The organism is Arthrobacter sp. D1-17 (genome assembly GCF_054130535.1).
The window spans coordinates 3,633,667-3,660,018 of sequence record NZ_CP096382.1 but is presented as its reverse complement, the minus strand read 5'-3'; the positions used below and the strand labels follow the sequence as shown (position 1 = coordinate 3,660,018).

At 65.4% G+C, this 26,352-nt stretch carries 30 protein-coding genes; 20 read left to right on the top strand and 10 right to left on the bottom strand.

The window, feature by feature from the left end; genetic code table 11:
* Positions 1-17: 17 nt before the first annotated feature.
* The 4 genes from pyrE to M1E01_RS16850 all read left to right on the top strand — a co-directional run bounded on the left by pyrE (position 18) and on the right by M1E01_RS16850 (position 3,251).
* The gene (gene pyrE, locus M1E01_RS16865; RefSeq protein WP_457972673.1) at positions 18-602 is read left to right on the top strand and encodes an orotate phosphoribosyltransferase; all 585 of its coding nucleotides are present in this window, start codon (positions 18-20) and stop codon (positions 600-602) included.
* An 89-nt stretch (positions 603-691) separates the two neighbouring features.
* Positions 692-1,465 carry a GAF and ANTAR domain-containing protein gene (locus M1E01_RS16860; RefSeq protein WP_457972672.1) on the top strand — a complete coding sequence of 258 codons (774 nt, stop codon included), beginning with the start codon at positions 692-694 and terminating at the stop codon, positions 1,463-1,465.
* A 79-nt stretch (positions 1,466-1,544) separates the two neighbouring features.
* Positions 1,545-2,108: a hypothetical protein gene (locus M1E01_RS16855; protein ID WP_457972671.1), complete on the top strand. Its 564-nt coding sequence runs from the start codon at positions 1,545-1,547 to the stop codon at positions 2,106-2,108.
* Between the two features lie 102 nt (positions 2,109-2,210).
* The gene (locus M1E01_RS16850; RefSeq protein WP_457972670.1) at positions 2,211-3,251 is read left to right on the top strand and encodes a thioesterase domain-containing protein; all 1,041 of its coding nucleotides are present in this window, start codon (positions 2,211-2,213) and stop codon (positions 3,249-3,251) included.
* A gap of 21 nt (positions 3,252-3,272) precedes the next feature.
* On the opposite strand, the gene M1E01_RS16845 is transcribed toward M1E01_RS16850, so the two are convergent.
* Entirely contained in the window at positions 3,273-4,103 is an 831-nt protein-coding gene (locus tag M1E01_RS16845; RefSeq protein WP_457972669.1) for an HAD-IIA family hydrolase, read from the bottom strand.
* A 51-nt stretch (positions 4,104-4,154) separates the two neighbouring features.
* Here M1E01_RS16845 and M1E01_RS16840 point away from each other — a divergent pair, with 51 nt between their 5' ends.
* The 3 genes from M1E01_RS16840 to M1E01_RS16830 all read left to right on the top strand — a co-directional run bounded on the left by M1E01_RS16840 (position 4,155) and on the right by M1E01_RS16830 (position 6,433).
* Positions 4,155-4,829 carry a TrmH family RNA methyltransferase gene (locus tag M1E01_RS16840; protein WP_457972668.1) on the top strand — a complete coding sequence of 225 codons (675 nt, stop codon included), beginning with the start codon at positions 4,155-4,157 and terminating at the stop codon, positions 4,827-4,829.
* Between the two features lie 150 nt (positions 4,830-4,979).
* Positions 4,980-5,999 carry a class II fructose-bisphosphate aldolase gene (gene fbaA, locus M1E01_RS16835; RefSeq protein ID WP_457972667.1) on the top strand — a complete coding sequence of 340 codons (1,020 nt, stop codon included), beginning with the start codon at positions 4,980-4,982 and terminating at the stop codon, positions 5,997-5,999.
* Between the two features lie 2 nt (positions 6,000-6,001).
* Entirely contained in the window at positions 6,002-6,433 is a 432-nt protein-coding gene (locus M1E01_RS16830; RefSeq protein WP_457972666.1) for a DUF3151 domain-containing protein, read from the top strand.
* A 92-nt stretch (positions 6,434-6,525) separates the two neighbouring features.
* Here the strand turns inward: M1E01_RS16830 and M1E01_RS16825 are convergent, their stop codons facing one another.
* The gene (locus M1E01_RS16825; protein WP_457972665.1) at positions 6,526-7,161 is read right to left on the bottom strand and encodes a uracil-DNA glycosylase; all 636 of its coding nucleotides are present in this window, start codon (positions 7,159-7,161) and stop codon (positions 6,526-6,528) included.
* A gap of 217 nt (positions 7,162-7,378) precedes the next feature.
* On the opposite strand from M1E01_RS16825, the gene M1E01_RS16820 reads away from it, so the two are divergent.
* The 6 genes from M1E01_RS16820 (at position 7,379) to M1E01_RS16795 (ending at position 12,554) form a co-directional block, all read left to right on the top strand.
* A complete protein-coding gene (locus M1E01_RS16820) occupies positions 7,379-7,987 on the top strand; it encodes a TetR/AcrR family transcriptional regulator (protein WP_457972664.1) in 609 nt (202 codons plus the stop codon).
* A gap of 23 nt (positions 7,988-8,010) precedes the next feature.
* A complete protein-coding gene (locus M1E01_RS16815) occupies positions 8,011-9,159 on the top strand; it encodes a DMT family transporter (RefSeq protein ID WP_457972663.1) in 1,149 nt (382 codons plus the stop codon).
* Positions 9,160-9,199: 40 nt separating this feature from the next.
* Complete coding sequence (locus M1E01_RS16810; RefSeq protein WP_457972662.1) at positions 9,200-10,489, top strand: adenylosuccinate synthase; 1,290 nt, start codon at positions 9,200-9,202, stop codon at positions 10,487-10,489.
* 214 nt (positions 10,490-10,703) lie between these two features.
* Entirely contained in the window at positions 10,704-11,222 is a 519-nt protein-coding gene (locus M1E01_RS16805) for a hypothetical protein (protein ID WP_457972661.1), read from the top strand.
* Between the two features lie 88 nt (positions 11,223-11,310).
* Positions 11,311-11,859, top strand: coding sequence for an RNA polymerase sigma factor (locus M1E01_RS16800; protein WP_457972660.1), 549 nt, complete (start codon positions 11,311-11,313; stop codon positions 11,857-11,859).
* Positions 11,856-12,554, top strand: a complete 699-nt coding sequence (locus M1E01_RS16795; protein WP_457972659.1) for a hypothetical protein — start codon at positions 11,856-11,858, stop codon at positions 12,552-12,554. Before M1E01_RS16800 ends, M1E01_RS16795 begins: the two co-directional genes overlap by 4 nt.
* Positions 12,555-12,799: 245 nt before the next feature.
* On the opposite strand, the gene M1E01_RS16790 is transcribed toward M1E01_RS16795, so the two are convergent.
* From M1E01_RS16790 to acs, 4 genes are read right to left on the bottom strand one after another with little or no spacing between them, the layout of a single operon-like run.
* Positions 12,800-13,294, bottom strand: coding sequence for a CoA-binding protein (locus tag M1E01_RS16790; protein ID WP_457972658.1), 495 nt, complete (start codon positions 13,292-13,294; stop codon positions 12,800-12,802).
* Positions 13,291-14,643 carry an O-acetylhomoserine aminocarboxypropyltransferase/cysteine synthase family protein gene (locus tag M1E01_RS16785; protein WP_457972657.1) on the bottom strand — a complete coding sequence of 451 codons (1,353 nt, stop codon included), beginning with the start codon at positions 14,641-14,643 and terminating at the stop codon, positions 13,291-13,293. Before M1E01_RS16785 ends, M1E01_RS16790 begins: the two co-directional genes overlap by 4 nt.
* Complete coding sequence (sfnG, locus tag M1E01_RS16780; RefSeq protein WP_457972656.1) at positions 14,643-15,863, bottom strand: dimethylsulfone monooxygenase SfnG; 1,221 nt, start codon at positions 15,861-15,863, stop codon at positions 14,643-14,645. Before sfnG ends, M1E01_RS16785 begins: the two co-directional genes overlap by 1 nt.
* A 29-nt stretch (positions 15,864-15,892) precedes the next feature.
* Entirely contained in the window at positions 15,893-18,142 is a 2,250-nt protein-coding gene (gene acs, locus M1E01_RS16775) for an acetate--CoA ligase (RefSeq protein WP_457972655.1), read from the bottom strand.
* Positions 18,143-18,425: 283 nt separating this feature from the next.
* Here acs and M1E01_RS16770 point away from each other — a divergent pair, with 283 nt between their 5' ends.
* Positions 18,426-18,851 carry a CoA-binding protein gene (locus tag M1E01_RS16770; RefSeq protein ID WP_457972654.1) on the top strand — a complete coding sequence of 142 codons (426 nt, stop codon included), beginning with the start codon at positions 18,426-18,428 and terminating at the stop codon, positions 18,849-18,851.
* Between the two features lie 33 nt (positions 18,852-18,884).
* Here M1E01_RS16770 and M1E01_RS16765 read toward each other — a convergent pair whose 3' ends face one another.
* Positions 18,885-19,913, bottom strand: a complete 1,029-nt coding sequence (locus tag M1E01_RS16765) for an isopenicillin N synthase family dioxygenase (protein WP_457972653.1) — start codon at positions 19,911-19,913, stop codon at positions 18,885-18,887.
* A gap of 45 nt (positions 19,914-19,958) precedes the next feature.
* Here M1E01_RS16765 and M1E01_RS16760 point away from each other — a divergent pair, with 45 nt between their 5' ends.
* The 5 genes from M1E01_RS16760 (at position 19,959) to M1E01_RS16740 (ending at position 22,271) form a co-directional block, all read left to right on the top strand.
* Complete coding sequence (locus M1E01_RS16760; RefSeq protein WP_457972652.1) at positions 19,959-20,363, top strand: MmcQ/YjbR family DNA-binding protein; 405 nt, start codon at positions 19,959-19,961, stop codon at positions 20,361-20,363.
* An 11-nt stretch (positions 20,364-20,374) separates the two neighbouring features.
* On the top strand, positions 20,375-20,923 hold the full coding sequence (locus M1E01_RS16755) for a DUF1990 family protein (RefSeq protein ID WP_457972651.1): 549 nt from the start codon (positions 20,375-20,377) through the stop codon (positions 20,921-20,923).
* Positions 20,924-20,937: 14 nt separating this feature from the next.
* On the top strand, positions 20,938-21,561 hold the full coding sequence (locus M1E01_RS16750) for a tetratricopeptide repeat protein (protein ID WP_457972650.1): 624 nt from the start codon (positions 20,938-20,940) through the stop codon (positions 21,559-21,561).
* Positions 21,562-21,629: 68 nt separating this feature from the next.
* Complete coding sequence (locus tag M1E01_RS16745) at positions 21,630-21,947, top strand: putative quinol monooxygenase (protein ID WP_457972649.1); 318 nt, start codon at positions 21,630-21,632, stop codon at positions 21,945-21,947.
* A gap of 30 nt (positions 21,948-21,977) precedes the next feature.
* Positions 21,978-22,271 (top strand): DUF503 domain-containing protein, encoded by a 294-nt coding sequence (locus tag M1E01_RS16740; RefSeq protein ID WP_457972648.1) that lies wholly within the window; start codon positions 21,978-21,980, stop codon positions 22,269-22,271.
* Between the two features lie 107 nt (positions 22,272-22,378).
* On the opposite strand, the gene purL is transcribed toward M1E01_RS16740, so the two are convergent.
* The 3 genes from purL to purS are packed head-to-tail and all read right to left on the bottom strand — an operon-like array spanning position 22,379 to position 25,807.
* Entirely contained in the window at positions 22,379-24,766 is a 2,388-nt protein-coding gene (gene purL, locus M1E01_RS16735) for a phosphoribosylformylglycinamidine synthase subunit PurL (RefSeq protein ID WP_457972647.1), read from the bottom strand.
* Complete coding sequence (gene purQ, locus M1E01_RS16730) at positions 24,766-25,554, bottom strand: phosphoribosylformylglycinamidine synthase subunit PurQ (RefSeq protein ID WP_457972646.1); 789 nt, start codon at positions 25,552-25,554, stop codon at positions 24,766-24,768. Before purQ ends, purL begins: the two co-directional genes overlap by 1 nt.
* Position 25,555: 1 nt before the next feature.
* Positions 25,556-25,807 carry a phosphoribosylformylglycinamidine synthase subunit PurS gene (gene purS, locus M1E01_RS16725; RefSeq protein ID WP_457972645.1) on the bottom strand — a complete coding sequence of 84 codons (252 nt, stop codon included), beginning with the start codon at positions 25,805-25,807 and terminating at the stop codon, positions 25,556-25,558.
* 261 nt (positions 25,808-26,068) lie between these two features.
* Here purS and M1E01_RS16720 point away from each other — a divergent pair, with 261 nt between their 5' ends.
* The gene (locus M1E01_RS16720) at positions 26,069-26,254 is read left to right on the top strand and encodes a hypothetical protein (RefSeq protein ID WP_457972644.1); all 186 of its coding nucleotides are present in this window, start codon (positions 26,069-26,071) and stop codon (positions 26,252-26,254) included.
* The last annotated feature ends 98 nt before the right edge of the window (positions 26,255-26,352 follow it).

Here is a 26,352-nt window from a genome sequence, read left to right as displayed (position 1 = left end):
CCACTAAACTGGACCCCATGACTGCCACCAGTGTTCCTGCAGCAGATGCTGCTGCTGCCCGTGCCCGCCTTCTTGAACTGATCAAGGAACTCGCGGTGGTCCGCGGCAAGGTGATCCTGTCCAGCGGGGCGGAAGCGGATTACTACATCGACCTGCGCCGTATCACCCTTCACCACGAGGCCTCCAAACTTGTTGGCCAGGTCATGCTTGCACTGGCGGACGACGCCGGGATCGACTTTGAGTGCGCGGGTGGACTCACTATGGGGGCCGACCCCGTCGGCACAGCGGTGATGCACGCAGCTGCGGACGCGGGCCGCGCCGTGGACGCCTTCGTTGTCCGCAAGGCGCAAAAGTCCTACGGCATGGGCCGCCAGGTGGAGGGCCCGTCCGTCGAGGGCCGCAAGGTTTTGGTCCTGGAGGATACGTCCACGACCGGCGGCTCCGCCTTGACGGCCGTTGAAGGTGTCCGGAAAGCCGGCGGCAACGTCGTCGCCGTCGCCGTGATCGTCGACCGCGACACCGGGGCCAAGGAAAAGATTGAGGCGGAGACCGGCGTCCCTTATCTGTTTGCGTTTGGCAAGGACGAGCTCGGGCTGAACTGAACCGACCCGGTGTGGACGGCAGTTTCAGGGTGACCTAGTATTTGCGTACCCCGCAACAGAATCCCACCTGGAGTAGCCCCGCTATGCGCATGCCCGATCAAAACCGGACCAGTACTCCCCGCGCCCTGACCAGTGTCGAGCAAATCCAGAACCTTATCCTGGAGAGCGCCGACTTTGAGGCCTTCCTGAACGGGCTTGCGCGGTACTCCGCGCACCAGATGGCCGGCGAAGGCGACGACGCCCTGTGCGGCATCACCCTGCTGCGCGACCGCAAGGCTGCCACCATCGGCTGGAGCAGCGACTCTGCCCGGGAAGTGGACGAAATTCAGTACTCGCTGTCCCAGGGCCCGTGCCTCACAGCGGCGGAGGAAGAACGGGAGGTCCACGTCCCGGACCTTCTCAAGGAGAACCGGTGGGGCCCCGACTATGCCAATGCCGTGGCATCCCACGGGCTGCGCTCCGTACTCTCGCTGCCCTTCAGCCTCCAGGGTGAAGCCAAGGCGGCACTGAACCTGTACTCCGAGGCCCCGCGCAAGTTCGACGACGCTGCCATCGCCCACGCCCGCGGCTACACCCGTGAAATCTCGGAGGCCCTTCGGCTTGCGGTCAGGTTTTCACTGCACTCGGACAGGGCCGCAAACCTGCGCGCAACGCTCGAGTCGCGGACCGTGATCGACATCGCCATCGGCATCGTCATGGCCCAAAACAGGTGCAGCCAGGAAACAGCGGTGCGCATCCTCACTGACGCCTCGAGCAACAGCAACGTCAAGCTCCGGGACATTGCCGCGTCCCTGGTGAACTCGGTGGGCGGCGCCGACGCGCGGACTCACTTCCAGGAGCCGGGACAGGTGCAGGCAGGCTAGCTGCTTGTGCCTACGGGCACGCCGGGATACGCTGACCAAGGTTGAGCCGTCGGCCATAGAAGCCTCTTTTGGAGTACCTATGGACAACCATCTTGATTCCCATGTTAACGTCGACCCCTCGGCCAAGACCGTCCGGATCGCCGTGCGCGGCAGTCTCGCCCGGGCATCCCGGCCGGACCTTCTGCAGGAAATCCAGCGGATCCGCGGCCTGGGCATAACGTATCCCATCACGGTGGACCTTTCCCGCGCCGCCTTCGTGGAATCATCCGCGCTCGCTGGCCTGCGCATAGACCTGAACGCCCAGGACTGCTGCCTGCAGGCACCGTCATCTGCGGCCGGGCCAGGGGTCTCCCTGGTGGTCATGGCCGGCAGCGGCCAGGACATGGCGCAAAGCGGGACAAACCTGGCCGTCTTGCCGGATTCCTCCCAGCAGGCCATTGCTCCGGTCTCCACGGCGTTTTCCCCGCTCACCAGTTACTCCTCTCCGGAACTGCTCGCAGCCAGCGATGCCGTTTTCGGGCTGCTGGACGATCCCGCAGGGCGCTGCGGGAATGAACTCCTCGCACAGTACGAAGCCATCTGCGAGGAACTCAGCCGGCGTGAGCTCTTTGAGGCGGCGGGGAAGCAGGCAGCCGGAAGCTGACCTGCCGCAGCGGAGCAACAGCTGGGTCCATGTTGCCGGCGCCTTTGTTGCGCCTGCCCCATCGACGTGTGCCCGCCCTTAAAGTGTGCCTAGGGTAGATGAGTGCCGTATGAAGGATCCCCAGGTCCGGAGCTGCAGCCGGGTTCTGACACGACCCGGCTCATCCGCCATGCCTCCGACCTGAAACAGTTTTCCCGCAGGGCCTTCCTCACCAGTGCGGGGGCGGCATCGGTTCTGGCCGCGGACATGCTGCTGACCCAGCAGGTCCAGGCGCAGCGCCAGGTGCACAAGATCCTCGTGGTGGAGGACGATTTCGCGGCCCGTTATTTCCCGAATGCCAGCTGGTTTCTGTTCCCCGGCTACAAGACCAGCTGGGAAGAGGCGCAGTGGATCCTGAACTCGCTGCGGGGAACGCTGAACCAGCGAGGCCAGTTGGCCGCCGTCGGCTATTCAAACCTCGGTCTGGACATCGACCAGATCGTCATCGCTGTGATCGAGCACGTCCGGGCCCGTAACCTGACCACGCTCTACTTTTATGGCCACAGTTTCGGCGGGATGGTGGCCACGCAGGTGGCGGCCCGCCTGCTCGAACTGCATGGCGTGGAAGTGGCCCTCATCGTCCTGGACTCCAGTCCGTACAGCAAGTACGACGTGCTGGACCAAAGCTGGTTCGACGGTGTGGTCTTCCTGTACGAGCGCGGGTTCCGGGTGCCGTCGGTGCTGCGGGGCGGCTACGAGCTGGGAGAGCGGGTGGTGCACAAGAACGAGCGCACGTGGCGTCAGATCCTTGACCAGACCCTCGAGCAGCTGTCTCCGATCGCACCCTCCAGCGTGCTGATCCAGTCAGAATCCGCGTATATCTACCACTTCGATGCCACCCGGTTCGCCGGCGGTATCGGAAATGCCCGGATGGCCTACATCGGAAATCCCCGGGACCAGACCGTCAACTACCAGACGGCACACCAGTCCTGGGCGCGCACGTTTTCGGCGAACATGGCCTCTGCGGAACTCCGCACCGAGGGGGCGCTTCCCGCCCACGCCAGCCCGGGCTGGAACCCGTTCGTCTACAGGCCCATCCTGGCCAGCCTGCAGGACGAAGTCCTGCCCCAGCCGGCAGGCGGAGGGAAAATGACGCCGTTCTAGCGGCGCCCTTCCGGCAGGCTGTCAGATCTGGCTCTTGAGGTCCGCCACGGAGTCCAGAACCTGGTTGGGCCGGAAGGGGTAGCCGGCGATTTCCTCTCGTTGAGTGATGCCGCTGAGCACCAGCACCGTGTGCAGGCCCGCTTCCATGCCTGCCACGATGTCCGTGTCCATCCGATCGCCGATCATGGCAGTGGTTTCGGAGTGGGCATCGATCTGGTTCATGGCGGAGCGGAACATCATGGGGTTCGGCTTGCCCACGATGTACGGTTCGCGGCCGGTGGCCTTCGTGATCAGCGCCGCGATGGCTCCGGTGGCCGGCATGGGGCCATCCTTGGAGGGGCCGGTGGCATCCGGGTTCGTGGCGATGAAGCGGGCCCCGGCGAGGATCAGGCGGATCGCCATGGTAATCGCCTCGAACGAGTAGGTGCGGGTCTCGCCGAGCACTACGAAGTCAGGGTTCTGGTCGGTAAGGATGAAGCCGGCCTCGTGCAGCGCCGTCGTCAATCCCGCTTCACCAATGGTGTAGGCGCGATTGCCGGAATCGGAGCCGTGCACCTGGTCCTTGAGGAACTGCGCCGTGGCGAGGGCGGAGGTCCAGATGTTTTCTTCCGGGATCTCAAGGCCGGAGGCACGGAGCCGGGCGGCAAGGTCCCGGGGAGTGAAGATGGAGTTGTTGGTCAGCACCAGGAAGCGCTTGGACGTGTCCACCCAGCGCTGGATCAGTTCCGCGGCGCCGGGGACCGCGTGGTTTTCGTGCACCAGGACGCCGTCCATGTCGGTCAGCCAGCACTCGATGTCCTGCCCGCTTCGGTATACCGCTGCCGATTCCTTTACCTGGTCCGCTTCTGCCATGTCTTCCTCCGCCGCTGATGGATGTTCCGGAGCCCAGTCTAGTGTTGAGGGGTGACTGAAACGCCCGGTACCCCGCCCGAACCGCAACCGCCCACCGAGGAAACTCCGGACCCGAAGGCGGAGGTCGGCGTCGGGCCCTGGGAAGGCGAGTGGCCCGAAGGTGGCCACTGGGACCCTGACCTCCTCGCCGACGGTGACCGGCGCAACGTGGTGGACAGGTACCGCTACTGGAAGCACGAGGCGATCGTCGCGGACTTGGACTCCAAGCGGCACGACTTCCACATCGCCATCGAAAACTGGCAGCACGACCTCAACATCGGAACCGTGGTGCGCACCGCCAACGCGTTCCTCGCCAAGGAGGTGCACATCATCGGACGACGGCGGTGGAACCGCCGCGGGGCGATGGTCACCGACCGCTACCAGCACGTCCGCCACCACCCCACGGTGGAGGATTTCGTGGCATGGGCGCAGGGGGAGGGGCTGACGATCATCGGCATCGACATCTTTCCCGATTCGGTGCCGCTGGAAACGTACGAGCTGCCGCGCAGATGCGTGCTGGTCTTCGGCCAGGAGGGGCCGGGCCTGACGCCGGAGGTGCACGAGGCCGCGGAAGCGACGCTGTCGATCGAACAGTTCGGCTCCACCCGCTCCATCAACGCGGGCTCCGCGGCGGCGATTGCAATGCACGCCTGGGTGCGCCGGCATGTGTTCGGTCAGCGCGTCTAACTCCTGCCCGGATGGCACCAGCGCAAGTGTTACCCGGCTGAGTGACCCGAACCACGGCACGGGCAAAGAAATGACTAGGATGGTTCTAGCCGACGAGGTTTACTCCAGGGTCAACCCAACCCGCAGACGAAATTCACTTTAGGAGTCAGCATGCCCATTGCAACCCCAGACGTCTACGCCGACATGATCGACCGCGCAAAAAAGGGCGGCTTCGCATTCCCGGCGGTCAACGTCACCTCCTCCCAGACGCTGAACGCAGCCCTGCGGGGCTTCGCCGAGGCCGAGTCTGACGGTATCGTCCAGGTCTCCACCGGCGGTGCCGCCTACTGGTCCGGCGCCTCCACGAAGGACATGGTTGCCGGTTCCCTGGGCTTCGCGGCGTTTGCCCGTGAAGTAGCCAAGAACTACAACGTCAACATCGCCCTGCACACGGACCACTGCCCCAAGGACAAGCTCGACGGCTTCGTCCTGCCGCTGCTGGCAGCCTCCGAAGAGGCAGTCAAGGCCGGCAAGGACCCCATCTTCAACTCGCACATGTGGGACGGCTCCGCCGAGACCCTGGACGAGAACCTGCGCATCGGCCGCGAGCTGCTGGAACGCGCCGCTGCCGCCAGGATCATTCTTGAAGTCGAAATCGGCACTGTCGGCGGCGAGGAAGACGGCGTCGAAAACGAGATCAACGAGAAGCTGTACACCACCGTGGACGACGCCCTCGCCACCATCGAGGCCCTCGGCGCCGGCGAGAACGGCCGCTACATCACCGCCCTGACCTTCGGCAACGTGCACGGCGTGTACAAGCCCGGCGGCGTGAAGCTGCGCCCGGAAATCCTCAAGGACATCCAGGCCCAGGTCGGTGCCCGCATTGGCAAGGACAACCCGTTCGACCTCGTGTTCCACGGCGGCTCCGGCTCCTCCGACCAGGAGATCGCGGACGCCGTGTCCTATGGCGTGATCAAGATGAACATCGACACCGACACCCAGTACGCCTACACCCGCCCGGTTGCGGACCACATGTTCAAGAACTACGACGGCGTGCTCAAGGTTGACGGCGAAGTCGGCAACAAGAAGACCTACGACCCCCGCGTCTGGGGCGCCTCCGCCGAAGCCGGCCTCGCGGCCCGCGTCGTGGAAGCAACGCAGCAGCTCGGTTCCGCTGGCAAGACCTTCTAAGCATGTCTGACGAGTTCCGCAAGAACCTGATGGGCCCTGAGCCCACTCTCCTGCCTGCCGAGACCGAGGTCTACGAACAGCTGGAGGCAGGCCAGGAGGCACTGGACATCGTGGAAAAGCACCCCACGTCCTCGCTGCTTTGGGCCGTCCTGGCTGAGGAAGCGTGGGCTGAGGGCCGCACCATTGACTCCTACGCCTACGCCCGGGTCGGCTACCACCGGGGCCTGGACTCGCTGCGGCGCAACGGGTGGCGCGGCGTCGGTCCCATTCCTTGGGAGCATGAACCCAACCGCGGCTTCCTTCGCGCCCTGTACTCGCTCGGCCGCGCCGCAGCAGCCATCAACGAGGCCGAGGAACCCGAGCGCATTGAGAAGTTCCTCAATGACTCGGACCCGAAGGCCAAGGCAGCCATCGAGGCCAAGCAGTACAAGTGAACTAATAACGACGGCGGGCGGTTACCTTTCCAGGGAAAGGTAACCGCCCGCCGTCGTCCAATCAGTCGTTCGATTAGTCATCCAATGAAGGGCTAGCTGGCGGCTTTCGCCAGTCCGGTCCGGGCCATGGCGTCCGTGTAGACGACGTGCATCTCGTCGAGGTACTGCTGCTGGCGGGCAGGCGTGCCGGCGAAGGCGCGGCCGCTGAGGGAGCGGACCTTGTAGGTCTTCAGGCCGCGGCGCCACAGCAGCGGAACTTCGGTCTTGAGCAGCATGATGGCAAGCCGGTTCGCCTCGGTGCCGTGGGCCACGATGACGGACGCGCGGGGGACAAGGGCCAGGAACTTCAGCAGCGGCTTTAGGCCAGCCGAAATCTGGTCCGGGGTGAACTTGCCGTTGAGTTCACCCGAAACGTGCCAGGGATGCACATTCCACGGCATGACAAACTCCGGCCGCAGCCCCAGCTTCCACTGCAGGCCGAGCATGCGCGCGGCGGCATCGTCATCGCCGGCGGTGATGAAGCCGGACGGCGATGCGGCGCCGATGTTGGAGAACAGGCTGATGATGCGGCACTCGTCGACGTCGTGCATGGGGTCGACGTAGGGGACCTGCGTGCCAGGCTTTGCGCTCTGGAGGGAGTCGCACAGTTCATTGACAGCTGCGACATTGGGCTCGTAACGGCGGCCCAGGAGTTGTTCACGAAAAGATTCAGTAGCCATGGCTGTCATATAAGTGCGGTATCTCCTGCGGGGATCGGTCACGCTGCCGCACCGGGAGGTGGGCGCACGCCACATGAAGCGGCACGCCGGTCCGGGACGGTTTGAAATGAGGGTGGATCGATTCCTGGTCGATCCTTATCAGTTTAGCAAGCCGGAGGAAGCGCCCGTCCCATGCCCTCTAGTAGGTATACTGGTCTACCTACTAGAGGTTGAGGCGGGGAACATCATGGCCGGACAGCAGCAGTCAGCGCCCAAGAGCCGTCCCGGCAGGGGGCATGCGCGTCAGGCGCTGATCGACGCGGCCTCGCGGCGCTTCTATGCAGACGGACTGGCCGGAACGGGCGTTGACGCCATCACTGCCGAGGCGGGCGTGGCGAAGAAGAGCCTTTACAACAACTTCTCTTCGAAGGCTGAGCTGGTGACGGCGTACCTGAATGCCCGCCACGAGGAGTGGCTGGGGCTATACCGGAAGCGGCTGGAAAAAGCGGCGGGTGCGAAGGATCGGGTCCTGGCTGTCTTCGACGCATATGCAGACCACGCCGACCTCGCCTACGAGCGCGGCTTCAGGGGCTGCGGGCTGCTGAACGCTGCAGCCGAGCTGCCGGCGGGGGATTCGGGCAGGGAGGTGGTCCGGCGCCACAAGGAAGAAGTTGAAGCGCTGCTGTCCGGGCATCTGAGCGAGATGCTTGCAGACACGCCAGAGCGGGCGGTCCCTCTTGCCCGGCACCTGGCCTACCTGCTGGAGGGGGCCATGGTCCGTGCAGGCCTTGAGGGCAATGACAGCTGTGTCAAGGAAGCCCGCACCCTCGCATCCGGCCTGATCGGCAGCCTGTGACAGGGGCCGGCTTTCGAGGGCCTGTGTGGGGCGCATCGTTTGTGCTGGCGGCGTCGGTCCTGTGGGGGACAACGGGCACAGCGGCGACCTTCGCTCCGGACGTCAGCCCGCTCGCCATCGGCGCCGCGGCCATGGGTCTGGGCGGCCTGCTCCAGGCGGCTCTTGCGGCAGGACCGGTCCGGGCCTTCGCCGGTGCTCTGCGCCGCCAGTGGCAACCGGCTGCACTGGGAGCGCTGGCCGTGGCCACGTACCCGCTGGCGTTCTACTCCTCAATGCACCTGGCGGGAGTGGCGGTGGGAACCGTTGTCTCCATCGGTTCAGCCCCTCTTGCCTCCGCCGTGATCGAACGCATTGTGGACAAAAGGGGCTTCACGCGGCGCTGGTCCGTGGGCGCGGTGCTGGGTCTTTCGGGCGCCGCCCTGTTGTGCTTTGCGGATCCGGCAGCGGGACACGGGGCGCCGGGCGCCGCCGTCGCAAGCTGGTCCGCGCCGGCCGGCATCGGCCTCGGGCTGGTCGCCGGACTTACCTACGCGCTCTACTCCTGGGCAGCGCACCGCCTGATGAACACCGGTGTTCCCTCCTCTGCAGTGATGGGAACGGTCTTCGGCCTGGGCGGGCTCCTGCTCATGCCCGTGCTGGCCATCACCGGAGCGCCCCTCATCGCCTCCTGGCAGAACATTGCCGTCGGCGCGTACATGGCGCTTGTCCCGATGTTCGCTGGCTACGTCCTCTTTGGCTGGGGGCTGGCCCGTGTCCGCGCCAGTACGGCAACCGCGCTCTCCCTCGCCGAGACCGTGGTGGCCGCCGTCCTGGCGGTGCTGGTTGTCGGTGAACGCCTGCCGGCACTGGCCTGGGTGGGGGCCGCGCTCGTCACCGGGAGCCTGTTCGTTTTCACGCTCCCCGCTGTGGGCAAACGAGCTGTTGGCAAACGAGCCGTGGGCCAACGGGCTGTTGGCAAACGGGCTGGGGGCCAATGCGCTGCGGGGATGCGTTACGGACAGGCAGGGCAGGCGGGGCAGCCTGACGGCACTTCTGCTGCCCATCCGCTAAACTTGGGTGGTAAGAGCCCCGGAACTCTTGCGCTGAGCCCTGCGGTCAACACCGCGGAAGCCGGCGATGATATTCGGGGCATTCTCATGAACGGCGCTGACCCCGGCGAGTCACCACGGTGAACCCCGACGGGACCGGCCCGAACGAATGGGGGAGGATCCCATGCCAGCAATCGTGATCGTCGGAGCCCAGTGGGGCGACGAAGGCAAAGGTAAGGCCACTGACCTGCTCGGCGGCCGTGTCGACTACGTGGTCAAGCCGAACGGCGGAAACAACGCCGGCCACACCGTCGTCGTGGGCGGTGAGAAGTACGAGCTCAAGCTCCTTCCCGCCGGCATCCTCAGCCCGAACGCTGTTCCGATTATCGGCAACGGCTGTGTGGTGAACCTCGAAGCCCTGTTCCAGGAGATCGACGGGCTTGAAGCCCGCGGCGCGGACACCTCCAAGCTGCGCGTTTCGGCCAACGCCCACCTCGTCGCCCCCTACCACCAGGTGCTGGACAAGGTCACCGAGCGCTTCCTCGGCAGCCGCGCCATCGGCACCACCGGCCGCGGCATCGGCCCGGCCTACATGGACAAGGTGGCCCGCCTCGGCATCCGCGTCCAGGACGTTTTCGACGAGTCCATCCTCCGGCAAAAGGTGGAGGGCTCGCTGCGCCAGAAGAACGAGCTCCTCGTCAAGGTCTACAACCGCCGGGGCATCCTGGTGGACGAGATCGTCGACTACTTCCTGTCCTTCGCGGAACGGCTGCGCCCCCTGGTCATTGACAGCACCCTGGTACTGAACACGGCGCTGGACGAGGGCAAGGTTGTGCTCATGGAGGGCGGCCAGGCCACGTTCCTGGACGTTGACCACGGCACGTACCCGTTTGTCACCTCCTCCAACCCCACCGCCGGCGGTGCTTCCGTAGGTTCCGGCATCGGTCCCACCCGCATTTCGCGTTCCATCGGCATCATTAAGGCTTACACCACACGTGTGGGCGCCGGTCCTTTCCCCACCGAACTGTTCGATGAGATGGGCGTGTACCTGCAGAAGACCGGCGGAGAGTTCGGCGTCAACACCGGCCGCCCGCGCCGCTGCGGCTGGTACGACGCCGTCCTGGCCCGCCACGCCTCGCGGGTGAACGGATTCACCGACTACTTCGTCACGAAGCTCGACGTGCTGACGGGCATCGAACAGATTCCGGTCTGCGTTGCTTACGACGTCGACGGCGTCCGGCATGACGAGATGCCCATGACGCAGACGGAGTTCCACCACGCCAAGCCCATCTTCGAGTTCTTCGACGGCTGGACAGAGGACATCACCGGAGCACGCACACTGGCGGACCTGCCGGAAAACGCCCGCAACTACGTCCTGGCGCTGGAAAAGCTCTCCGGTACACGCTTCTCGGCCATTGGTGTGGGCCCGGACCGCGACCAGACCATCGTGCTGAACGACCTCATCAACGACTGAGCTTCACCAGCCTCTGAACCAGTTACGACGGCGGCGGGTCACCTGAAAAGGTGACCCGTCGCCGTCGTTTCTTCAGCGGTTTTAAAAAAACATCGGCTTGAGCGTAACCCGCAGCACCTCCGCTGCGATTACCTCCATGTAAGCGCCGGGCTGCAAGCTGTCCCCCATCGGCCGACCAGCCCGGCCTTCAGACAACCAAAGGATGTTTTTTCTTATGAAGAGTGTTAGCAAGTCCACCAAGATTGCTGTCGGTGCCGCCATCATCGCTGTCGGAGGTTTCTCCAGCATCGGCCTGGCCAACGCGGCTCAGGTCGCAAGCTCGCAGCACGCAGAGGTGACCCCCGCTACGCCCGCCACCCCGGCCGCTCCCGCAACTCCTGAGCTTCCGTCCGCACCTGCAGTTCCGGCCACCCCGGCCGTTCCCGCCACTCCGGAGGCCAAGGCCAAGGCGGCCGCCGAGGCTGCGGACGTTAATGCTGACGTCGATGTGGAGAAGGACTCCGCCAAGGCCAACGTCGCCGGCCCCAACGGCGCCGCTGCTGACGTAGCCGCTGCGGTCCCGGCCACTCCCGCCATTCCGAACGGCCCCGGTGTCCCCGCCATCCCGGCCAAGCCCGCCACTCCGGCCGTCCCGAGCGTTGCCGAGAAGGTTGGCCAGCCGTCGGTCTCCGCCGATGCTGAGGTCCGCGCTGAGGCTGACGCTTCCGCTGACCTGCCGAAGGCCGGCAAGTAAGCAAAGACGCTCCCCGAATAGGGGGCTCACGGTGCGCGGCGGTAGGCTTACTACCGCCGCGCACCTGCAGTAAGGGAAGGACTGATCCTTGGCAGCCCAGCTGAGCGACGACGAACTGTCAGCCGCCCTTGCTGGCGACCCTTCCGGTTTCAGCGCCGTTTACAGCACCATTTCCCCCGCCGTTCTAGGATATTTCCGGGCCCGCGGGGTTGATGATCCGGAAGCGCTGACACAGGACGTGTTCGTGGACGTACTGCCCAAGCTGCAGGGCGTCAGAGGCGGCCACGCCGGTCTGAGGACCTTCATCTTCTCCATTGCGCATGCCCGGCTCGTTGACTACCGCCGCCGGTCCTCACGCACCCCCCAGCTGAGCGAATACGACCCGCAGCAGGACGGACGGTATACGAACTCTGCCGAGGACGACGTCATCGGCTCACTGGGCGGCATTTCATCAACCCTCTCCATGCTCAACGACGAGCAGCGCGAGGTCCTGATCCTGAGGATCGTCGCGGACCTCTCCGTGGAACAGGTGGCCGGGATCATGAACAAGACCCCCGGCGCCATCAAACAGCTTCAGCGGCGCGGGCTCATTGCCCTCCGCGAACTCGTCAAGGAAAAGGACCACATTCCATCATGAGTGCCACGCTCAAAGGCCCGGAGGACCGGGAGATCCAGGCGGTTCTTCGTGATGCCGGGCTGGAAGGGGACGCGGATCTGGCCGCAGCCCTGGGCGGGATGCGCGCGCTGGCACTGGATGCGCCGCCAGCGCCCCGGCCCGACCTCGCCGCTCTGCTGGCCCCTGGCGTGTCCAGCCTTGACGTTCGGCGCCGCAACAGGCAGCGCAGAATGGGCGCCGTGATCGGGGCCGTAGTTGTTGGCACTATGGGCCTCGGCGCAGGTGCCGTCGCCGCCTCAAGCGAGGACTTCCGGCGAAGCGTCGGTCATAACGTGGAAAGGATTTTTACGCCGGTTCCGCCTGCCCCTGCCCCCGCACCCGCCAGCGGCACGGCAAGCCCGTCACCAGCCAACGTTCCGGCCAGGACTGCGGTACCCGCTGCCCCGTCCGGCGGAACAGCTCCGGCAGCGCCGGCACCTGGTTCCCCGGAGGCGGTCCCCGCGTCCCCGTCCAAGGACGCCGACCCCGTCCGCCGGCCCCCCGCGGCTGGCGAGAAGCCGGACAAAGCCCCGGTGCCGGCGGTACGGCCCTCGCAACTGCCCACGTTGCCTGGCGCGGGTGAAGCCCCGGAGCTTCCGGTCAAACCGTCCCCGCCGCGGCCCGCGGTTCCCGCCCTCCCGGGCGCCGTCTCCGACCATGGCCACGACAAGCCCTGACGGACGGCTGGGCCGGGAAGCACCGGCAGAAAAAGAAAATAAAGTTTTTTGGGAATCTGCGTAACCCCACAAGGGTCGCCAACGATTACCTGTATGAACGAGCCGGTCTGGAAGCTGTCCCCCATCAGTTTTCCAGCCCGGCTCTTTCTCTTCTTCGCAAAGAAAGCGCGAACGGACACTTAAGCCCCGGGGCTTAAGTGTCCGTTCGCGCCGGTTTGTGCCGTCCAGGCCTACATGTACCTAGCCTAAGCGAGCACCTGCCGCTTGGAGGAGATGACGCCGGTATCGAAGCCGGCGAGGTGCAGGCCGCCATGGAAGCGTGCGTGCTCGATCTTCACGCAGCGATCCATCACGATGTTCAGCCCGGCAGCCTCAGCCTCAAGGGCGACGCCTTCATGCCAGGAGCCCAGCTGCAGCCACAGGGTCTTCGCGCCCGCGGCAACGGCCTCGTCCAGGACGCCGGGAAGGTCCTCGTGCTTGCGGAAGACGTCCACAATGTCCGGGCTCTCGGGAAGATCGGCCAGCGAGGCGTACGTCGGCTGGCCCAGGATCTCCTTGACCACCGGGTTCACGAAATACACCTTGTAGCGCGTCGAGGACTGCAGGTAGGTGGCAACAAAGTAGCTTGCCCGGGACGGCTTGTCCGAAGCGCCGACGATCGCAATGGACTTGGCACTCCGGAGCAGGTTCAGGCGCTCCGGGGCGGTGGGTCCTTGCCAGGTTCTTTCTGTGGTGCTCATGCCCGTGCTCCGATCGTGCAGGTGTCGGCCGGTTCTTCGAGCCCGACGGCGTCATCCGCCGTCGCGCTTTGAGCTTCCGTCAGCGCCTGGTCCAGGTCCCACAGGATGTCCTCGATGTCCTCGAGCCCCACGGAGATCCGGACCAGGTCCTCAGGAACTCCGGCAGATTCGAGCTGAAGCGGGCTCAGCTGCTGGTGGGTGGTGGAACCGGGGTGGATTACGAGGGTGCGTGAGTCACCGACGTTCGCGAGGTGGGAGGCCAGCTGCAGGGATTCAATGAACTTCTGCCCGGCTGCCCGTCCGCCCTTCACTCCGAAGGAGAATACCGATCCCGGGCCCAGGGGCAGGTACTGCCGCGCGCGCTCGTAGTGCGGGTGGGACGGCAGCCCGGAGTAGTTCACGTACGCCACGCGGGGATCGGCTTCGAGCCACTCGGCCACAGCCTTGGCGTTCTTCAGGTGCTCATCAAGGCGCTGGGGGAGTGTCTCCACGCCCTGCAGCAGCTGGAAGGCAGCCAAGGGCGTCAGGGCCGGGCCGATGTCGCGCAGCTGTTCGCAGCGCAGTTTGGTCAGGAACCCGTATTCGCCAAAGTTGCCCCACCAGGAGACGTTGCCGTACGAGGGCACCGGCTCGGTCATCGTGGGGAACTTACCGTTGCCCCAGTTGAACGTGCCGCTCTCGACGATGACGCCGCCCAGGGTGGTGCCGTGCCCGCCGATGAACTTCGTGGCCGAGTGGATCACGATATCGGCGCCGTGTTCGATCGGCCGCACGAGGTACGGCGTGCTCAACGTGGCGTCGACCACCAAGGGGATGCCGGCGTCGTGCGCCACTTTTGCCAGGGCCGCAAGGTCCTGGACCTCCGACGACGGGTTGGCCACCACCTCGACGAAGATGGCCTTCGTGTTCTCCTGCACAGCCGCAGCATAATCTGCAGGGTCGGTGCCGGGAACGAAGGTGGTGTCCACGCCGAAGCGGCGCAGCGTCACATCAAGCTGGGTGACGGTGCCGCCGTACAGCTGCGAGGCTGCGACGATGTGGTCGCCGGCCTGCGTGAGCGCTGCGAAGGTGATGAACTCTGCGGCCATGCCTGAGGAGGTGGCAACGGCGCCGATGCCGCCTTCCAGCGAGGCGATGCGCTCCTCAAATGCGGCCACCGTCGGATTGCCGATGCGCGAGTAGATGTTGCCGTACTTCTGCAGTGCGAAGAGGTTGGCAGCGTCCTGGGTGTCCTTGAACACGAACGACGTCGTCTGGTAAATGGGAACCGCGCGGGCGCCGTGCTCGGCGTCGGGGGTGCCGCCGGCGTGCAGGGCACGCGTGCGGAAGCCGAAAGTGCGCTCAGCCATCAGACTGCCGCCAGTTCGCTGGCTGCACCGGCGCCGGAAGCTACCGGAGTGCCGGACAAGTCCAGCTCGGTGCCGTTCTTGCGGGCCAGGTCGGCCTCGAGTTCGCGGACGATCGGCAGGATGTCCTTGCCAAAGGACTCCACCTCCTCCTGAAAGTGCAGGTAGCAGGTCAGCAGCAGGTTCACGCCGATCTTCTTGTACTCCACGATCCGCTCGGCGATCTGCTCCGGGGTGCCGATCAGCTGGGTCTTGAAGCCGTCGTTGTACTGGATGAGATCCTCGAAGGAGGAGTCCGCCCACATGCCCTTGCCGTCCTTCGTGGAGGGCCCTGCTTCCTGCACGGCGTCGCGGAAGCCCTGGACGGCCGGCTTGTGGGCCTTCGCCACGATTTCGCGGAGGGTGTCGCGGGCCTCCTTCTCCGAGTCGCGGGCGATGACGAAGCCGTTGAGGCCGAACTTTGGGAACGACAGTGAAGGCAGCTGGCCCTCGGCGCCGCGCCCGGTCTCGCCCGCAGCCGCGACCACACCGGCGATGTTCTCCTTGAAGCCTTCAAGGTCCTTGCCGTTGGAGAAGTACCAGTCGGCGACGCGCCCCGCAGTGGCCTGCGCCGCCGTCGAGTTTCCGCCGAAGAAGATCTCCGGGTGGGCGCGTCCCGGAACGTCCACCGGGGCGGGGTTGAGCGTGAAATCGGTGATGTTGTAGTACTTGCCGGACTGGCTGAACTCCTTCTCGGTCCACAGCCCGCGCAGCACCTTAATGAACTCCTCGGTGCGGACGTAGCGCTCGTCGTGCTCGAGCCATTCGAGGCCGAAGTTCGTGAATTCGTTCTTCAGCCAGCCGGAGACGATGTTGACTGCGGCGCGGCCGTTGGAGATGTGGTCGGCCGTGATGACGTACTTGGCGAGCACGCCGGGGTGCCACATGCCCGGGTGCACGGCGGCAATAACTTTGAGGCGCTCGGTGGCCGCCAGAAGGGCCAGGCTGAAGGACGTTGCCTCGTGCTGCTTGTCCGCCCCGTAGGAAGCGGCGTAGCGGGTCTGCGTGAGGGCGTACTCAAAGCCGGAGTTCTCCGCGATCCGTGCCAGCTTCTTGTTGTAGTCGAAGTCCCAGCCGGTGCGCTGTTCAATGGTGGAGACCACCAGCCCGCCGGATACGTTGGGCACCCAATAGGCGAACTTGAGCGGTTCGGAAAGACGGGCCACGTTGCTGATGTCGTTCATGTTCATTCCTTTACGTCTGTCAACTTTTATCAGTTGAGCCTTGCTGCGGTGACGGCGGCGTAATCGCGGAGCGCGTCCTGGATTCCGGCAATCGCCGGTTCGTTCTGGAGGGAGGTGGTGTCGCCCAGGGCGGTGCCCTCGAAAAGCTGGGTGAGCAGCCGGCGCATGATCTTGCCGCTGCGGGTCTTGGGGACGTCGGGAACAACGACGACGTCGCGTGGCTTGGCGATCGGGCCGATCGCCTTGGCCACGTGGTTGCGGAGGTCGGCGCTGGTTGTGCTTGCCGAAACCGCCGAAGCCCCGCCCTTCAGTACTACGAACGCGACGACGGCATGGCCGGTCTTCGGATCTGCGACCGGACAGACGCCGGCCTCCACAACGTCCGGATGCGAGACGAGGGCCGATTCGATCTCAATCGTGGAGAGCAGGTGCCCTGAGACGTTGAGGGTGTCATCCACCCGCCCGAGGATCCAGATGTCGCCGTCGTCGTCGTACTTGGCGCCGTCGCCGGCAAGGAACCAGCCCTGCTCCGCATACTTGCGCCAATACGAATCAAAGTAGCGCTGCGGGTTGCCCCAGACAGTCCGCGCGATGGCGGGGCCTGGAGTATCCACCACAATGTATCCCTGGACTCCGGGCGGCACGGTGTTGCCGGCTTCGTCCACGATCCTCGCGCTGACCCCGGGAAGCGGGCGGGCCGCGCAGCCGGGCTTGAACTCGGTGTCCGTAGGTGCGGGGGAGAGGATCGTGGCTCCGGTCTCAGACTGCCACCAGGTATCGACCACGGGGACGGTGCCGCGGCCGACGTTGTGCCGCAGCCAGCGCCACGCTTCGGGGTTGACGGCCTCCCCGACGGTGCCGAGCAGCCGGATGGACGAGAGGTCATAGCTGCCCGGGACGCCGTCGGGGAACCAGCCCATGAGGGAGCGGACCAGGGTGGGCGCCGTGTAGTACTGCGTGACGCCGTAGCGTTCGATGATTTCGAAATGCCGTCCAGGGTGGGGTGTGTTGGGCGTTCCCTCGAAAATGACCTGGGTGACTCCGTTGGAAAGCGGCCCGTAGATTTCGTATGTGTGCGCGGTGACCCAGGCGAGGTCGGCGGTGCACCAGTGCACGTCCTGGTCCCGGAGCTCGGGGTCGGGGTTGCTGAAGAGGTGCTCGAAGCTCCACGATGCCTGCGTCAGGTAGCCGCCCGAGGTGTGCACCAGCCCCTTGGGCTTTCCGGTGGTCCCGGAGGTGTACATGATGAACAGGGGGGTCTCGGCGTCGAACGCTTCCGCCTCGTGAACGTCGGAGGCGGGCTCGACGGCGTCGTGCCACCACACGTCCCGGCCCTCCGTCATCGCTACCTCCGCCAGCTTCCCGGCGGGCGTGGTGCGGTTGATGACGAGCACATGTTCGATCTCATTGTCGCCCGCGACGGCGGCGTCGGCGTTGTCCTTCACAGGAACGGCCACGCCGCGGCGGAACTGGCCGTCGGTGGTCACGAGGAGTTTCGCGCGGGTGTCCTCGACGCGGAAGCGCAGGGCTTCAGCGGAGAAGCCGCCGAAAACGAGCGAGTGGATGGCGCCGATGCGGGCTACGGCCAGGGTGATGATCACCGTTTCCGGAATGACCGGTAGATAGATGACCACACGGTCACCCTTGGTGATGCCCAGGGCGAGAAGCGCGTTAGCGGCCTTGGCCACCTCCCGCTGAAGCTCTGCATAGGTGATGCTCCGGCGGTCGCCCGGTTCGCCCTCGAAATGGAGGGCCACCTTGTCCCCGCGCCCCGCCGCAACATGGCGGTCCACGCAGTTGTAGGCAACATTGAGCCGGCCACCTTCGAACCAGGTGATCTCGGGGCCGGTTCCGGCTTCAGGATTTGCCGGTACTTTCCGGTGGGCGGTGTGCCAGGGCTGGCCGCCCGGCGAGGTGGAGGGTGCCCAGTCGAGCCGCAGCGCCTGCTGTTCCCAAAAAGCCACGGTGTCCTCTGCGTGGCTGGCGGCAAGGGTGTCCGCGGCACGGCCTGCATCGGTACCGGCGGCGGGGCCGGATGCCCGTACGGGGAATGTGCTGCTGTGACGCGCCGGCCCGCCTTTGGAGGCACCGTGCACTGTGCCATCCGGCGGCTCGGTCGAGGACCATCCCGAAGGGCCGCGAAGGGAGCCGGGCGCGTCACGCAGCCCTGCTTCGATCGCCGTCGCGTTCGAAGTGGTTGTGAGGTCTCCGCTGGCCCGGTTTTCCGCAGGGGAAGTCCGGGCAGGTGAAGACAGTGCAGGGGAAAAGTCAGGGGTCATGTGGGTACTCCATCGGTCCTGGCAGTAGCACCCTGTGTTCCTCCATGCGGGCAGGAACAGTTCAGTGAGAATGGTCGTCTCACGTCACCGGGGTTGCTGCGGCTTCATTGATCCAGGTCTCTCAGCCGCTCGGGATGGTCCCTATCCACTAAAGGCGACCCGCTCGCTTCCACCAAATCAACCCCACGTTCGTCGTAATATTCGTTAACCCAGCGGAGGGTGGCGACTGTTCAGTCATTTATTCGGTAACAACGCGTAAGGGCTGCAGGAGTAGGCTTGATGCATGGCACACGTGAACGATCCAGCGGTCATCGAACGCCTCATGCGAACCAAAGGTACCTGGGCGATCGTTGGGCTGACCACCAATCAATGGCGGTCGGCATACGACGTTGCACTTTATGTCCGCGACCGTATGGGCATGGAAATCATTCCGGTAAATCTTCCGGGGGACGATGTCCACGGTGAAAAGGGATACCGTTCGCTGGCGGAGATTCCGCAGGAAAAGCACCCGATTGACGTTGTGGATTGCTTCGTGAACTCCCAAAAAGTCGGGGCGGTCATCGACCAGGCGATCGCTGTGGGAGCCAAGGCCGTGTGGCTGCAGCTGGGCGTCTTCGACGACGCCGCCGTAGAGCGGGCGAAGGCAGCCGGGCTGGACGTCGTGGTGAACTCTTGCCCCGCGCGGGAGGGCTGGCACTACGGGCTCTGACGGGCTGTTTCCGGTCCGCCTTCCGGCCCGGCATCAGCGCTTCATCAGCTCCGGGTAGTGGCGCTCCGTGACATCCGGGTGGGCGCGCATCCGGCCCTTGAGCATGTTCAGGCCGAACGAGGCGAGCAGCGGGTTGGACGGGTCGTCGGAGATGCCGCGGGACTGCGCCTTAAGGTCTTCCGGGAGCGGCACGGGCTCGATCACGGCATCAAGCCGCGGTGACCAGAAGAACGGCACCGAATAGCGGTCCACGCCCGGCGGCGGCGCCTTCACACGGTGGATGGTGGCGGCGAGGTAGCCCTCCGTGGCCACCTCCAGCATCTCGCCAAGGTTCACCACCAGGGCTTCGGGATTGGGTTCCACGGGTACCCAGTCATCCGCACCGGGCGGCAGTACTTCCAGTCCCCCCACCTCGTCCTGCAGGAGAAGGGTGACAAAACCGTAGTCTGCGTGCGTACCAACGCCCTGGTCGCCGGCCTCCTCAACGACGCCGCCGACGTAGTGCACCAGTTTGCCCATCCAGGCCGGTGAGTCCCGGAAGGGCTCGTCAAAGTAGTCTTCCGGCAGCCGGAGGGTTACGGCGATGGCCCGCATCAGTTCCGCTCCCACCTCGGACATCAGTGCCGCCCAGGCCATCGCTGCCGGCTTCAGTTCCGGCAGCGCATCATTGGGCCACATGTTGGGGCCCTGCAGGAGCCAGTAGGGCTGATCGGCCGGGTAATCCTTGACCGGTTCACGCTCCGGCGAATAGTCGATCTGTTCGCGGGCGTCCGCTCTTCCCTGGGTGACCTCCGTGCCCATCCGCGTGTAGCCGCGGAAATGCGGGGAAAGACGGTTGTCGAGCTTCATCCGCTCCTCGAGTGGCAGGTCAAAGAAGCGCTTGATGGTCGCCAGCAGCTCCTTCGCCTGCCCGGGGGAACCGCCATAGCCGATGACCTGGAAGAAGCCGACCCGGTGCGTGGCATAGCGCAGCTGCTCGATGAATTCCGGACTGAACGACCCGTCTGCCTGGCGTGCGGTGCCCAGGTTCAACACGGGAATTGTTTCCTGACCTGCTGCCATGTTCGCAGACTAGCACCGCAGGAGAAGGCTTTGTAGGCTCACTGCATGGATCCAGGCGAATTGCGAAGAATCTGCCTCTCGTTTCCGGGGGCCTTCGAAGACTTTCCGTTCGGCCCTGAAATATCGGTCTTCAAAGTCCGCGCGGACGTGGCGGGAGGGGGCCGGCACGAGGCCAGGATGTTCGCGCTGTCCGCCATGGACACGGAAAACTGGTCCGTGAGCCTGAAATGCGAACCGGTGCTCGCCGAACAGCTGCGGGCAGTGCATCCGGAGATCGCCGGGGCGTGGCACATGAACAAGACGCACTGGAACGGCGTCCGGTTGGATGGCTCCTTGCCGGACGACATGATCCGGGACATGGTGGAGGACTCCTACGACCTCGTCGTGGCATCGCTGAACCGGAAACAGCGGGAGCAGCTCGGATGGGCCAGGCTGGCGGGCAATGACTGAGCTGGCGGGCAATGACTGAAAAGCGCCTGGCGCGGGGTGGCCTTAATTACCCTGGGATCGGCTCGACGCAGGACGGCTCGCCGCCCGAGGGCTTCCCTTGCCTTGTCATGCAGGCGTATTTGGGGGAAGGGGCGGCGACGTTCCACAAGGTTGCCCGGGGGATTCTGGCCTGGGAGCTGCAGCGCCGTTCCGGCCTGCGGGTCCGCGCCGAGTCCGACGCCGTTGTTCCCGGCGCACGCGTGGTGAGCGGCTTCGGCGTCGGGCCGTTCCGGATCAACGCGCCCTGCGAGGTGGTGTGGGTGCGGCACCCGGCCCCGGGGGCGGGTGCGCAATCAGCCGGCTTCGGTTACGGAACGCTGCCGGGCCACCCCGCCCGCGGTGAGGAATCCTTCGAAGTGACGATTGACGACGGGGGCAGAGTGTTCCTCAGAATCACGGCCTTCAGCAAACCCTCCAACTGGTTTTACGCTGCCGGCGGCCTGCTGACGAGGGCGGCGCAACGGCACGTCACTTCCCGATACATTGAAGGGGCACGCCAGCTCGCAACCGGCGAAAGCTGAGGAGGAGACGGTACATGCTTGACCAAAAGACCCTCGACCGCCTGTGGGACTTCGACAACCCCGCACTGTCCGAACAGCGCTTCCGCGAAGCGATGGCCGACGGGAAGTACGACGCCGACGAACGGGCGGAGCTCGCCACGCAGCTGGGAAGGGCCATCGGCCTGCAGGGCCGCTTCGAGGAGGCAGATGAGCTCCTGGATTCAATAGACGGCGAAGACGAACTCACCGTCGGCATCCGCATCGTTCTGGAAAGGGGCCGCATCCTGAACTCGAGCGGCCACCCGCAGATGGCCGTGCCGCTGTTCGAACAGGCCGCGGAGCTCGGCGATCACCTGGGCGAGGAGCTCCTCGCCGTGGACGCCCTGCACATGCTGGCCATCGCCGACGCAGACCACGCGGAGCTCTGGACGCGCAGTGCCCTGGAGTACGCCTCAACGGCGCACGACGCCAACACCAGGCGGTGGATGATCGCCCTGCACAACAATCTCGGCTGGATCCTGCAGCGTTCCGGCCGACTCACCGAGGCCCTCGTCGAGTTTCAGCTCGCTGAGCAGTGGGCTGAACGCGTGGGAACCCCCGCCCAGCAGCAGTACGCCCGTGAAGCAATCGCCGAATGCGAGCACGCCCTTGCCGGCTAGGGGGCTGCAACAATGGATGAGCTGTACCGCCTGGTACATCCCACGTCCCGAATGGAAGGCAACCGTCCGTGATCTTCATCGTCGTCAAATTCAAGGTCAAGCCAGATTGGTCCGACAAGTGGCTCGGCCTTGTGGCGGACTTTACCGAGGCTACGCGCCAGGAGCCCGGCAACCTGTGGTTCGACTGGTCCCGCAGCGTGGATGACCCCGACGAGTTTGTCCTTGTCGAAGCCTTCAAAGACGACGCCGCCGGTGATCACGTCAACAGCGAGCACTTCAAGAAGGCCATGGCGGAGATGCCGCAGGCCCTCGCGGAGACGCCCCGCATCATTAGCCGCCAGCTCGACGGCGAGGGATGGGACCGGATGGGCGAGCTCAGTATCTGATTCGGATCAGGCAGCCGATAGCATTAACGCATGTGGATCGGATGGATTGAATTCGACATCCTCCTGGGCGACGTGCACAGCCTGAAGGAGAAACGCTCCGTGGTCCGTCCGCTGCTCGCCGAAGTGAAACGTCGCTTCGACGTTTCTGTAGCCGAGGTGGGGGACCAGGACCAGTACCGGCGCACTCAGGTCGGGGCCGGACTCGTCGCCGCGGACCGGGGCCACCTCATCGAGGTGCTTGACGCCGTCGAACGCTTCGTAGCTGCGCGGCCGGAACTGGAACTGTTGAGCGCCCGCCAGCGCGAACACCACAGCGAAGACTAACGCTCTGTTCACCCGGCCTTAAGCGCGAACGGACACTTGGGGCCCCTGGAGGAGGGGCCTCAAGTGTCCGTTCGCGCTGCCCGCTAAGGAGCAGCCGATGACGTGGCTTAGCCGAAGTACTTCGGCAGGGTGGCCTCGTGGGCTTCGCCGAGGGTGTCGAGCGGGAGTGCGTCCACGCCGTTGATCTCCAGCTGGCCGCTGGCAGCGTCCACAACACCGATGCGGATATGGGCGAAGCCGCGGGCGGTGCACATGTCCGTGAAGCGGACTTCCTCCGAACGCGGGACGGACACCACGGCACGGCCCTGGGACTCGGAGAACAGTGCGGTGAACAGGTCCACGCCGTCGCGGTCCAGAACATCCTGCAGGGCAATCCGGGCGCCCACGCCGTACCGCAACGAGGATTCCACGAGGGCCGCCGCGAGGCCGCCTTCGGAGAGGTCGTGCGCGGAGTCCACCATGCCGTCGCGGGATGCGTTGATCAGGATTTCACCCAGCGCGCGCTCGGCTGCGAGGTCAACCTTGGGCGGGAGCCCGCCGAGGTGCCCGCGCAGGTTGGACCACTCCGACCCGTCCAGCTCGGCTGCGGTGGTGCCGAGCAGGTAGATGGCCTGACCGTCCTCCCGCCAGCCTGAGGGCGTACGCCGTGCGACGTCGTCCAGCTTGCCCAGGACAGCGACCACGGGGGACGGGTGGATCGGGGTGGTGCCGGTCTGGTTGTACAGCGAGACGTTGCCGCCAGTGACCGGGATGCCGAGCTCCATGCAGGCGTCGGACAGGCCGCGGATGGCCTCAGCCAGCTGCCACATCACATCGGGGTCCTCCGGGGAACCGAAGTTGAGGCAGTCGCTGACGGCCATTGGGACGGCACCCGACGTGGCAACGTTGCGGTACGCCTCCGCGAGGGCCAGCTGCGCACCCTGGTACGGATCCAGGTAGGTGTAGCGGCCGTTGGCGTCGGTGGCGAGGGCCACGCCCAGGCCGCTCTCCTCGTCAACGCGGACCACGCCGGCGTCATCGGGGAATGCCATGGAGGTGTTGCCGCCAACGTAGCGGTCGTACTGGTCAGTGATCCAGGACTTGGAGCACATGTTCGGCGAGGAAATGAGTTCGGTGACGGCGGCAGCCAGCTCCGCGGGGGCGGACGGCCGGCCGGCATCCTGGACAGAACCGGTGAAGGCGTCGGCCTGCACTGAGTCCTGCCAGTCCGGACGGGCATAGGGGCGGTCATAGACCGGGCCGTCGTGGGCCACGGTGCGTGGGTCCACGTCGACGATGACTTCGCCGTCCCAGGTGATGATGAGGCGGCCTGTGTCGGTCACCTCGCCCAGCCAGGAGTACTCAACGGCCCACTTGTCCATGACTGCTTCAAAGGCGGCCACGTTCTCGGGGGTGACGACCGCCATCATGCGTTCCTGGGACTCGGACATGAGGATCTCGCCCGGGGTCAGGGTGGGGTCGCGCAGCAGTACGGAGGTCAGCTCAACCTGCATGCCACCGTCGCCGTTGGAGGCGAGCTCGGAGGTGGCACAGGAGATGCCGGCGGCGCCCAGGTCCTGGATGCCCTCGACGAGTGAACCCTTGAACAGTTCAAGGCAGCACTCGATCAGGACCTTTTCGGCGAACGGGTCGCCTACCTGGACGGCGGGGCGCTTGGACGGCTTGGTGTCGTCGAAGGACTCGGAGGCCAGCACGGAGGCGCCGCCGATGCCGTCGCCGCCGGTGCGGGCGCCGAACAGGACTACCTTGTTGCCCTTGCCGGAAGCGTTGGCGAGGCGGATGTCCTCATGGCGCATCACGCCGACGGCCAGCGCGTTGACCAGGGGGTTGCCTTGGTACACGGAGTCAAAGACCATTTCGCCGCCGATGTTGGGCAGGCCGAGTGAGTTGCCGTAGCCGCCAATGCCGGCGACGGCGCCGTGGATGACGCGGGCCGTGTCGGGGTGGTCGATCGCACCGAAACGCAGCGGATCCATCACAGCGACAGGGCGGGCGCCCATGGAAATGATGTCGCGGACAATGCCGCCGATGCCGGTTGCGGCACCTTGGTAGGGCTCAACGAACGACGGCGAGTTGTGGGACTCGATCTTGAACGTCACGGCCCAGCCGTCGCCCAGGTTGGTGACGCCGGCATTTTCGCCGATGCCCACCAGCATGTCCTTCTTCATTTCGTCCGTCACCTTTTCGCCGAACTGGCGAAGGTGGTTCTTAGAGGACTTGTAGGAGCAGTGCTCGCTCCACATGACGGAGTACATGGCCAGTTCGGCGCCCGTGGGGCGGCGGCCCAGAACCTTCACGACCTCGTCGAACTCGTTCTGCTTCAGGCCGAGCTCGGCCCAGGGAAGTTCGGTGTCCGGCGTCTTGGCTGCGTTCTCGACGGTGTCGATGTTGAACTTCGGCACCTGGGTGATCGCTCCCGGGGCAGCGGTGGGCGAGGCGGCAGCGGTGGCCGCGCCTGTGCCGTCGGTGATCGAGCCTGTCGAGATCTCGGTCATTACTTGCCTCCCACAATTTTGGTCAGTACGGAAGTGAAGAAGCCCAAGCCGTCCGTGTCGGTCCCGCCGACACCGGCCGTGCCGGACAGATTCGTCTCGGGGCCGAAGCCCTGTTCCACCGCGTGCTCCGGGTGCGGCATGAGGCCTACGACGTTGCCGGCGGCATTGGAGATGCCGGCGATATCGCGGCGCGAGCCGTTCGGGTTGAAGCCCACGTAGCGGAACACCACGCGGCCTTCGGCCTCGAGTGCGTCCAGGGTCTTTTCATCGGCAATGTACTGGCCGTCCTGGTTCTTCAGTGGCACCGTAATCTCCTGGCCCTCGGCGTAATCGAGAGTCCAGTCGGTGTTGCTGTTCTCGACGCGCAGCACCTGGTCGCGGCACATAAATTTCAGGTGGTCATTCTTGATCATCGATCCTGGCAGCAGGTGCGACTCGGTGAGGATCTGGAAGCCGTTGCAGATGCCCAGCACCGGCAGCTTGGCTTCGGAGTTGGCGGCGTCGATGACCTTGGACATCAGCGGTGCGAAACGCGCGATGGCGCCTGCCCGGAGGTAGTCGCCGTACGAGAAGCCGCCCGGGAGAATGACTGCGTCCACGTCGCCGAGGGAGGTATCGGCGTGCCACAGCGGAACGGGCGTGCCGCCGGCGAGCTGGACTGCGCGCGCGGCGTCGCGGTCATCGAGCGTGCCGGGGAAGGTGATGACGCCGATCTTCGCGCCGGTGAGTCCGCCGGCAGTAGGCGTGTCGGCGGCTACGGCCTCACCGATCAGGGGGAGTTCAGTCATATCAGGCCTCGACGACCTCGACGTTGACAACGTCCTCGATCACCGGGTTGGACAGCAGGGTCTCGGCGGCTTCCCGGGCCTCGGTCAGGATGTCTTCGGTCACCTCGCCGTCGACGGTCAGTTCGAAGCGCTTGCCCTGGCGGACAGCGCTAAAGCTGGTGAAACCCAGACGGGGAAGTGCTCCCACGATGGCCTTCCCCTGCGGGTCCAGAATCTCGGGCTTGGGCATGACGTCGACAACGATCCGGGGCATCCGGTAACTCCTGTGCGTGAGCATTGGGTAAGGGCGCAGCGGAGTGGGGCCATCTCACGCCATTCCTCTGCGGCCTATTGGTTCAAAGGGGACGGCATCTGGCACGGTGTGAACGGCCGCTCCGCGAGCTTGCTTCCCCATTCTACCGGCCCCGGCGGCGCACTCTGTATTCGCGCCCGCCGGCACCGGAACAGGCGGCGGAACCGGCGAACGACGATGGCGGCTCTGGTCCGCCGTCATCCCCGTCAGTAGGATTGCGGAATGGCTGAGAAACCGAGATCCGTCCTGTTGCCAGTGCTTGCCGCCGCCGTCTTTGCGGGGCTCGGGAGGATGGTTCTCCAGAAGATCAGGGCCGACCGCGAGGCAAGTCGCAGCCGCCTCGCGGGGCCGGTTGACGAGAAGACCCGCCAGTGGATCAGTGAAGTGGTCCGTACTCCCCGGCAGTAGCGCGCAGTCAGGCAGAACCAACGCCGCATGTAATCATGCCGGCGTCTGTTGGGGGCAAAACTGAATAGTGGTTTGTGGCCTATATCATAACTACCCGC

Excerpts from the sequence above, each read along its gene's own strand:
- pyrE (WP_457972673.1), top strand. The coding sequence starts at position 18 with ATGACTGCCACCAGTGTTCCTGCAGCAGATGCTGCTGCTGCCCGTGCC.
- M1E01_RS16860 (WP_457972672.1), top strand. The coding sequence starts at position 692 with ATGCCCGATCAAAACCGGACCAGTACTCCCCGCGCCCTGACCAGTGTC.
- M1E01_RS16855 (WP_457972671.1), top strand. The coding sequence starts at position 1,545 with ATGGACAACCATCTTGATTCCCATGTTAACGTCGACCCCTCGGCCAAG.
- M1E01_RS16845 (WP_457972669.1), bottom strand. The coding sequence starts at position 4,103 with ATGGCAGAAGCGGACCAGGTAAAGGAATCGGCAGCGGTATACCGAAGC.
- fbaA (WP_457972667.1), top strand. The coding sequence starts at position 4,980 with ATGCCCATTGCAACCCCAGACGTCTACGCCGACATGATCGACCGCGCA.
- M1E01_RS16830 (WP_457972666.1), top strand. The coding sequence starts at position 6,002 with ATGTCTGACGAGTTCCGCAAGAACCTGATGGGCCCTGAGCCCACTCTC.
- M1E01_RS16825 (WP_457972665.1), bottom strand. The coding sequence starts at position 7,161 with ATGACAGCCATGGCTACTGAATCTTTTCGTGAACAACTCCTGGGCCGC.
- M1E01_RS16820 (WP_457972664.1), top strand. The coding sequence starts at position 7,379 with ATGGCCGGACAGCAGCAGTCAGCGCCCAAGAGCCGTCCCGGCAGGGGG.
- M1E01_RS16810 (WP_457972662.1), top strand. The coding sequence starts at position 9,200 with ATGCCAGCAATCGTGATCGTCGGAGCCCAGTGGGGCGACGAAGGCAAA.
- M1E01_RS16805 (WP_457972661.1), top strand. The coding sequence starts at position 10,704 with ATGAAGAGTGTTAGCAAGTCCACCAAGATTGCTGTCGGTGCCGCCATC.
- M1E01_RS16795 (WP_457972659.1), top strand. The coding sequence starts at position 11,856 with ATGAGTGCCACGCTCAAAGGCCCGGAGGACCGGGAGATCCAGGCGGTT.
- M1E01_RS16790 (WP_457972658.1), bottom strand. The coding sequence starts at position 13,294 with ATGAGCACCACAGAAAGAACCTGGCAAGGACCCACCGCCCCGGAGCGC.
- M1E01_RS16785 (WP_457972657.1), bottom strand. The coding sequence starts at position 14,643 with ATGGCTGAGCGCACTTTCGGCTTCCGCACGCGTGCCCTGCACGCCGGC.
- sfnG (WP_457972656.1), bottom strand. The coding sequence starts at position 15,863 with ATGAACGACATCAGCAACGTGGCCCGTCTTTCCGAACCGCTCAAGTTC.
- acs (WP_457972655.1), bottom strand. The coding sequence starts at position 18,142 with ATGACCCCTGACTTTTCCCCTGCACTGTCTTCACCTGCCCGGACTTCC.
- M1E01_RS16770 (WP_457972654.1), top strand. The coding sequence starts at position 18,426 with ATGGCACACGTGAACGATCCAGCGGTCATCGAACGCCTCATGCGAACC.
- M1E01_RS16765 (WP_457972653.1), bottom strand. The coding sequence starts at position 19,913 with ATGGCAGCAGGTCAGGAAACAATTCCCGTGTTGAACCTGGGCACCGCA.
- M1E01_RS16760 (WP_457972652.1), top strand. The coding sequence starts at position 19,959 with ATGGATCCAGGCGAATTGCGAAGAATCTGCCTCTCGTTTCCGGGGGCC.
- M1E01_RS16755 (WP_457972651.1), top strand. The coding sequence starts at position 20,375 with ATGACTGAAAAGCGCCTGGCGCGGGGTGGCCTTAATTACCCTGGGATC.
- M1E01_RS16750 (WP_457972650.1), top strand. The coding sequence starts at position 20,938 with ATGCTTGACCAAAAGACCCTCGACCGCCTGTGGGACTTCGACAACCCC.
- M1E01_RS16740 (WP_457972648.1), top strand. The coding sequence starts at position 21,978 with ATGTGGATCGGATGGATTGAATTCGACATCCTCCTGGGCGACGTGCAC.
- purL (WP_457972647.1), bottom strand. The coding sequence starts at position 24,766 with ATGACCGAGATCTCGACAGGCTCGATCACCGACGGCACAGGCGCGGCC.
- purQ (WP_457972646.1), bottom strand. The coding sequence starts at position 25,554 with ATGACTGAACTCCCCCTGATCGGTGAGGCCGTAGCCGCCGACACGCCT.
- purS (WP_457972645.1), bottom strand. The coding sequence starts at position 25,807 with ATGCCCCGGATCGTTGTCGACGTCATGCCCAAGCCCGAGATTCTGGAC.
- M1E01_RS16720 (WP_457972644.1), top strand. The coding sequence starts at position 26,069 with ATGGCTGAGAAACCGAGATCCGTCCTGTTGCCAGTGCTTGCCGCCGCC.